Source organism: Pseudomonas crudilactis (assembly GCF_013433315.1).
Classification (GTDB): Bacteria; Pseudomonadota; Gammaproteobacteria; order Pseudomonadales; family Pseudomonadaceae; genus Aquipseudomonas; species Aquipseudomonas crudilactis.
In genome coordinates this window covers 1-499 of record NZ_WXVV01000063.1, presented here as the reverse complement: position 1 = coordinate 499, position 499 = coordinate 1, and the positions used below count along the sequence as shown (strand labels likewise).

At 62.5% G+C, this 499-nt stretch carries 1 pseudogene; it reads left to right on the top strand.

What is annotated here, in order from left to right:
- Positions 1–499 (top strand): annotated as a pseudogene (locus GTU76_RS30475) (type IV secretion protein Rhs); the annotation flags it as partial.

Here is a 499-nt window from a genome sequence, read left to right as displayed (position 1 = left end):
TGACGCACCCACGTCCTACGAGTATCGCAACGGTTTCCTGCATAAACGCTCTCGCGGCGATGCGGTGTGGATCTACCGGCGCAATGCCGAGGGCGATGTCACCGAAGCGGTCGACCCCGACGGTCAAGTCACCCATTACTACTACGACACCCGTGGCCAGTTGCTTTCGATCCGTTATCCGGACAGCAGTCGGCATCGACTGGTCTGGAACAGCCTCGGCCAGTTGACCGAAGAAACCTTGCCCGACGGTGGCGTACGGCGCTTTTCCTACGATGCACTGGGGCGCCGGACCACGACTGCGGACGAACACGGTGCAGTCACCCGGCAACATTGGGACGCCGTTGGCCGACTGATTCAGACGACGTTTCCTACCGGCAGCACCCGCGCGTACAGCTACGGCGCCTACGGTCAGGTCACCGCCGAGCGCGATGAACTGGGACGCATCACCCGCTACGAATACGACGATGACCTGCACCTGGTCTCGCGGCGGATCAACCCC